This is a genomic window from Nostoc favosum CHAB5714 (assembly GCF_020829495.1).
Classification (GTDB): domain Bacteria; phylum Cyanobacteriota; class Cyanobacteriia; order Cyanobacteriales; family Nostocaceae; genus Nostoc; species Nostoc favosum.
Window position 1 is genome coordinate 21,629 of the sequence record NZ_JAIVFQ010000087.1, and the last position, 6,418, is coordinate 28,046.

Annotated in this window: 3 protein-coding genes and 1 pseudogene; 3 read left to right on the plus strand and 1 reads right to left on the minus strand. The window is 42.4% G+C overall.

Going from position 1 to position 6,418, the window contains the following annotated elements:
* Positions 1-26: 26 nt before the first annotated feature.
* On the minus strand, positions 27-2,138 hold the full coding sequence (gene argZ, locus LC586_RS31845) for a bifunctional arginine dihydrolase/ornithine cyclodeaminase (protein WP_229489448.1): 2,112 nt from the start codon (positions 2,136-2,138) through the stop codon (positions 27-29).
* Positions 2,139-2,403: 265 nt separating this feature from the next.
* Here argZ and LC586_RS40905 point away from each other — a divergent pair, with 265 nt between their 5' ends.
* From LC586_RS40905 to LC586_RS31855, 3 genes and pseudogenes are all read left to right on the plus strand, one after another.
* Complete coding sequence (locus tag LC586_RS40905) at positions 2,404-2,526, plus strand: hypothetical protein (RefSeq protein WP_267921762.1); 123 nt, start codon at positions 2,404-2,406, stop codon at positions 2,524-2,526.
* Between the two features lie 516 nt (positions 2,527-3,042).
* Entirely contained in the window at positions 3,043-4,614 is a 1,572-nt protein-coding gene (locus LC586_RS31850; RefSeq protein ID WP_229489449.1) for a glycosyltransferase family 39 protein, read from the plus strand.
* Positions 4,615-5,168: 554 nt separating this feature from the next.
* A pseudogene (locus LC586_RS31855) lies at positions 5,169-6,418 on the plus strand (DUF2157 domain-containing protein); the annotation flags it as partial.

A 6,418-nucleotide genomic window follows, 5' to 3' on the forward strand; every position in this document is an offset into this window, starting at 1 on the left:
CCTTTGCGTCTTCGCGGTTCGTTATCCTAACCTACCTTATTAACATAAGGACTTGTCAACTTATCCAACTGCTGAATCAACAGACTCAAGAATAATCCCACATCCGTCACCACACCCACCGATTCTACAGAACCGCGATCGCTTAACTTAGTCACCACAGCTGGATTAATATCCACACACACCATTTTCACCCCAGCCGGAGTCATATTTCCCACGCCAATCGAGTGCAGCATCGATGACAGCATCAAAATCATCTCCGCACCTTCTAGGTGTTTAGCATATTCCTCCTGTGCTTGAATCAAATCCATTAGGGTATCAGGCAAAGGCCCGTCATCCCGAATCGATCCCGCAAGCACAAAAGGCACATTATTGTGGACACACTCATACATTACGCCACTTTTAATTGCTCCCGCCTCCACAGCTTTGGGAATGCTGCCATAACGGCGGATACTATTAATTACCTTCAGGTGATGGCGGTGTCCACCATGCACGGCGATACCCCGCTTCATGTCTACACCCAAGGAAGTGCCCATGATATTTTGCTCGATGTCGTGAACAGCGATCGCATTACCACCCAGCAACGCTTGCACGTATCCTTCCCGAACCAGTTGCGCCAAGTGTTCACCGCCACCAGTGTGAATCACCACCGGGCCAGCCGTGACAACTACCTTACCACCAGCATCGCGGATTTTCCGTAATTCCCAAGCTACTTGCTCAACAACCAATTCCACGCGGCGTTCGCTGGAAACCCCCGCCGACATAAAGCTGAATTCTTGGGTGCTACGTAGTTCGCGCGATTCAGTTTTGCGGATGGTGCGGATACCTAGAACGTCTACAATTACCTGTTCGCCAACTTTTAAATCGCGTAGTATTTTACACCGAGCAACTAAGCCATTGGCAGTTTGGGTAATTGCGATCGCGCCATCCATCCGTTGATTTTCCACCTTCACCCACTGACCATTAATTCGGACTTCAGTGGGATAAATTGTACTAACGTAGAAATCATCAGGTGCAACGCCGTCTTGGATTACCGGCTCCAAGATAGCGTCTCGCTCATCATGGGGTAAATCTACAGCACCCAAATCAATCAACCGGGAAATGATCTCTTCCATCACCTCATGGGATGGCGCTGATACCCTAACCTCGGCGGCTGAGGTACTTTGGCGCTGTTCTCCCAAGTTAAAATTCAGGACTTTGAAGCTTCCCCCAGCGTCTATAATCAAATCCAAAGCGCGGTTAATTAAGCCTGCGTCGAGCAAGTGTCCCTCCATGCGAATGACACGGCTTTCTACCGAGACATTGGCATGAATTTCATCTCTAACTGGTTCTGTTACCCGCAAAGTTAAGCATTTAGCCGCACCACCAGCTTTCAGAAATTCGGTAAGCGGTGTTTCCAGCACTTGGAAACCTGCATCTGCAAGACGGGTTTTCAAAGCATCACTCGCCTTGTTCATGATGACGATGCTATCTACATTCACCGCATTACAAGCGAAGTTGACTGCATCAGCCTCTTCAAGTGCGATTCGCTTTTCGGGTGCGACTCGCATTTCGATTAAGCGGTTGGAGTAAGAATCAAAAGCGCCTGGATAGTATAGCAAATAGCCATTTGCTAGGGGACAAAAACAGGTATCCAAGTGATAGAAACGTTCGTCTATGAGTCGCAGGGATAGCACCTCAATATCCAGCCATTTAGCTAAATAAGGGTGAGAATCTAATTCCGAGCGGAAACCGTATCCCGCCCATAACCAGCGTCCTTCTCGATCCAGCAGTGCATCCCCTGCTCCCTCAAAGGGCAAATCTTTGGGAAGTTCATTGACTGTATAACCATTGGCCTCAAACCATTGTTTGAAGAAAGGCTCCTCTCCCTGACGTTCTTTGTGCAAAAAGCGACTGAGGACGACATTATTCCCCAGTACCAAGCCAGCGTTGGCGGTAAAAACCAAATCTGGCCAACCTTTTTCAGGTGGTACTAAGTCTACAATGGCGTGTTGTTTAAGGATCTGGTTTAGTCCCTGCCACTGTTCCACGGCGCGATCGCGCGATGACTTGTGAATATTCCCTTCCATCCAAGGATTAATCACATAGTCCACATCGTAGTGGTCAGGAGGGCACATCAAAAAGCGAATACGGGAAGTCATAAAAATCTTACAAGCGTTTTATATGCTACAAGCCTATTTGGGATACAGATTTTCGATTTACTGACATTCGGTAAAATCTGCTACTAGAGCTTCTATCTTTTGATAGTTGAAGGCATTACAAAGGGTTCGTTATTAATTCTATTACTGGAAGATGGTAATTAGTCATTAGTCATTAGTCATTGGTCATTAGTCATTAGTATTCTCCCCCTGCCCCCTGCCCCCTGCCCCCTGCCCTCTTCCATCGGGGCAATCAGCCAGGTTTGCCATGAATCAGAAATACCTGCGCTACGGGGCGATCGCTAGCTTAGTCTACTCGATAAACCACACTCAGCATCTTCGGCTTGGTTTCAATTTTACTCAAAGGCGTATTTATAGTATTTCCATATAAACTTTATGAAATCTTTTTATTTTTAACACAAGTATTTTACATTTAGCTCAATTTATACTATATTGTACGATGGCAAATAAACATTGTATTAATTATGGCATATTTTGCTAAAAGTTGCAAAATCCTTGAAACTCAAAACTCATATTAATCAAATTTTAGCTCAAATATTTATAGAGAATTTTATCCTGATTAAAATCTTTGTCTTTTAGCATATTTGGAGATAGAAATTTCCTTTTGCCATTACTAAAAGGCTACTACAAATTTTTCAATTGCCTCTAATGTGGATACAAATATTTTATCTAATGATTCCTACTTCTCAAAGTGGGTGACAATATCTACAATTTGCAATTTTTTGATTAACCTGAAACTGAATTTAGCTGTTGACCAAAAATATTTGTAGCATCTTGCAAAATCTTTGAAAGTAGCATTGGAAGCAAAATGCCTCTTAATAAACGATTTTGGCGATAATCAAATTACACCACCATTTATTAAGACTTTGAGGAAATTGAAAACTACATGAAAAAGCAATTTTCAAACAACTGGTTTATTTCTCAATCTTTACTACGTTTTTTAATTATCATCCTATTAGTAATAGGTGTATTTTTTCGCTTCGTTAATATTGACAAAAAACTTTATTGGGGCGATGAAGTTTTCTCATCATTACGCATATCTGGCTATATGAATTCGGAAATGAACGAGCAGTTAAGTAATGGTCGTTTGCTCACCATAGAAGATTTGCATAAATACCAGTATCCAAATCCTGACAAAAACGTAATTGATACAATTAAAGGGGTTATGTTAGAAGACTCACAGATTTTGCCACTATACATTGTGATGACTCGGTTTTGGGTAGAGTGGTTTGGCAATTCTATAGCAGTGACGAGAAGTTTTTCGGCATTTATTAGTCTGCTTACTTTTCCTTGTATTTATTGGCTATGCCAAGAATTATTTGAGTCTTCACTAGTAGGGTGGATAGCCATCGCGTTGATAGCCGTTTCACCTATTCATGTGGTGTATGCACAAGAAGTACGAGGATATAGTTTATGGATAGTAACCATCTTAATATCGAGCGTAGCACTGCTGCGAGCAATGCGCCTTAAAACAAAGGTTAGTTGGTGCATTTATGCAGCGACATTATCATTAGGGTTTTATACTCATATATTTTTTACCTTGGTTGCTTTTGCACAGGGAATTTATGTAATTGCAATCGAACGCTTTCGATTGAGTAAAACATCGATTTCTTACCTGATTTCATCGCTTGCGGGGTTTATAACTTTCGTACCTTGGATTTGCATTATTATTACCAACCCTCAGCCAGAAACAGTAAGTTGGGCAAGTGCTAAACAAACATTATTTGCGTCAGCTACAAGGTGGGCTGGAATCTTTAGTCGTACATTCCTGGATTTAGGTATTAGCCCTAGCGATCCAGGAAAATTTAAGATTGTCTTAATTCCTTTTGTTTTAATTATTTTAGCTTTAATAGTCTATTCAATTTATGTTCTCTGTCGAAGAACCTCTAAGGAAGTTTGGTTATTTGTCTTGACTTTGATTGGATCTGTAGGGCTTCCTTTACTGATAGTGGATTTCGTCTTTGAAAAACGATACGCTACTAGTCGATATACACTTCCCTCAGTTTTAGGTATACAGTTAGCTGTTGCTTACTTATTTAGCACTAGACTCACGTCTATTTCTAGTAAAGTTTGGCAAAAAAAGCTCTGGTCACTTGTAGCGTTCATGGTAATCATCAGCGGAATCATATCTTGTACGATCAGTTCTCAAGCCCAGATTTGGTGGAACAAATTCCCAGAAAAATACCAAGAATTGCCCAAAGTTGCTAACATGGTGAGTCAAGGTAATAAACCGCTTTTAATTACTGATGATAGCATAATTCCAGCAATACAAATTCTAGGTCACTTAGTTGATCCAAAAGTGCGATTTCAAATTGTAGAGAAAAATCAATTACCTGAAATTACTAATGGCTTTAGTGACATATTCTTATTTAGTCCCTCTGACTTCTTAAAAGCTGGAATTGAGAAAATTTATAACTCCAAATTACAGCAGATAAACGACTTACTCTGGAAAATATAGTGGTTCCCGCATAGGTAAGGTAAAGAAAAGTAACTTCAGTTCCTTGCGGGACATAGCTTTTACGTTACAGCAGAAATCATGTATTTGAACCACATCTGTTGTAAGGGCACAGCAATGCTGTGCCCCTACCGCGTGGTCTATTTACCTGAAAATAGCTGTAAGTTGACACACTCGTATGGGCAATGCCATGTCCATTGGTGTCTACTTAAGTCAGAGAGCTTCATTCCACAGTCATTTTTACCCCTCCCCGTGAACGGGGAGGGGAGATTTTGTCGCTAGACAAAAGTGGGGTGGGGTTGCGAGGGGATAATTAGTAATTGAGTGGACTTGGTATAAAGCAATATGCTTGGGTTTCACGTTAAGTTGACACTTATGTGCCATGTCCTTTCCCTACTAGTTGACCTCATTCAAATGAGAATCGTTATAATAAAATCCACCTGAACTTTGCGCTCCGTTAAAAATTAAATCAATGAGCCTACTAAGTGGCACAATTAGAGCCAAAATATACATTAATTAAATGCAAAATTAAGTATATAGTTATACTGCTGCCGCTTATGTCATCGCCCCTTGAGCGCCCGCTAAAATTTGAAATCAGACTGCCATCTTCCCATCCTCATTTATTAGAAGGACTAGATATATGGCTGCGCTTAGGTTTGATATCCGATACCCAAGTCAAGCAGCTATGCCGAGAATTCCTGGTGTGTACGGTGGTGTTGCAATCCCAGCCTGAACCTGAAACAAAGGTAGCCTTTGTAACTTCTGATTCAGTGCAGCAGTTGCCCGTAGCAGCTTTACAATCTAGTAACCGTAGACAATCACCGCAGCAAAAACCAGCTAAACCCAACTTTATCAGCACAATGTTGCAGTCCTTAGGGGCAGAACTGAGTGTCCGTTGGCTGCTTTTTCTAGGAGTGTTCTTGGTAGTGGTGTCCTCTGGGGTACTGGCTGCAAGTCAGTGGGAGAGGTTTCCGGCTTCTGGACAGTATGGAGTTTTATTTGCTTATACTTTGAGTTTCTGGGGATTAAGCTTTTGGGCAACTAGGCAAAGCAACCTTAGATTGACGGCTCAGACATTGCTGATTGTCACCTTTTTGTTAGTCCCAGTAAACTTTTGGGCAATGGATAGCTTTCGGTTGTGGCAAAATCCTTTGGATTGGATTGTAGTTGCGATCGCCTGTCCTACCCTTACTGCTATAACTATTTTACTCTCCAAAAATCGCAGTATTTTTCCCAATTTACTTACCGGGAAATTACCTCTAATAAATATTCTGGGGCTGAGTTATTTGCATTGGGGTTGGCAATTAAGAGGATTTCCCTTGATTGCCGTTTATGTGGCAATGATCGGCACAACTATTATTACCGTTTATCACAATTACCAACAGCCTAATCCTATTAGTGAGGAAGATCGGCGCGATGTCTACGACGGGCTACGCCTACGCCAACGCTTAAATATTAGTTTACCTGCTACTGTAATTATTTATGCTTTAATAGTGCTGCTAGTGCGGGCGATTTTTGTTGCCAAGGTAGATGTTACGCAGTTAGGGTTAGCCATTGGTATTTGTGGCTGGCTAGTAACTTGGTTAGCACAGCAGGGGAGGGCAGGGAGCAGGGGGCAGGGGGCAGGGGGCAGGGAGCAGGGAGCAGGGGACAGGGGGCAGGGAGCAAAAGTAATATTCTCCTCATCTCCCTCATCTCCCTCATCTCCCTCATCTCCCTCATCTCCCTCATCTCCCTCATCTCCCTCATCTCCCTCATCTCCCTCATCTCCCTCATCTCCCTCATCTCCCTCATCTCCCTCATCTCC

What these genes read in the sequence shown, in the direction of transcription:
- argZ (WP_229489448.1), bottom strand. Translation starts at nt 2,138, where the DNA reads ATGACTTCCCGTATTCGCTTTTTGATGTGCCCTCCTGACCACTACGAT.
- LC586_RS40905 (WP_267921762.1), top strand. Translation starts at nt 2,404, where the DNA reads ATGAATCAGAAATACCTGCGCTACGGGGCGATCGCTAGCTTAGTCTAC.
- LC586_RS31850 (WP_229489449.1), top strand. Translation starts at nt 3,043, where the DNA reads ATGAAAAAGCAATTTTCAAACAACTGGTTTATTTCTCAATCTTTACTA.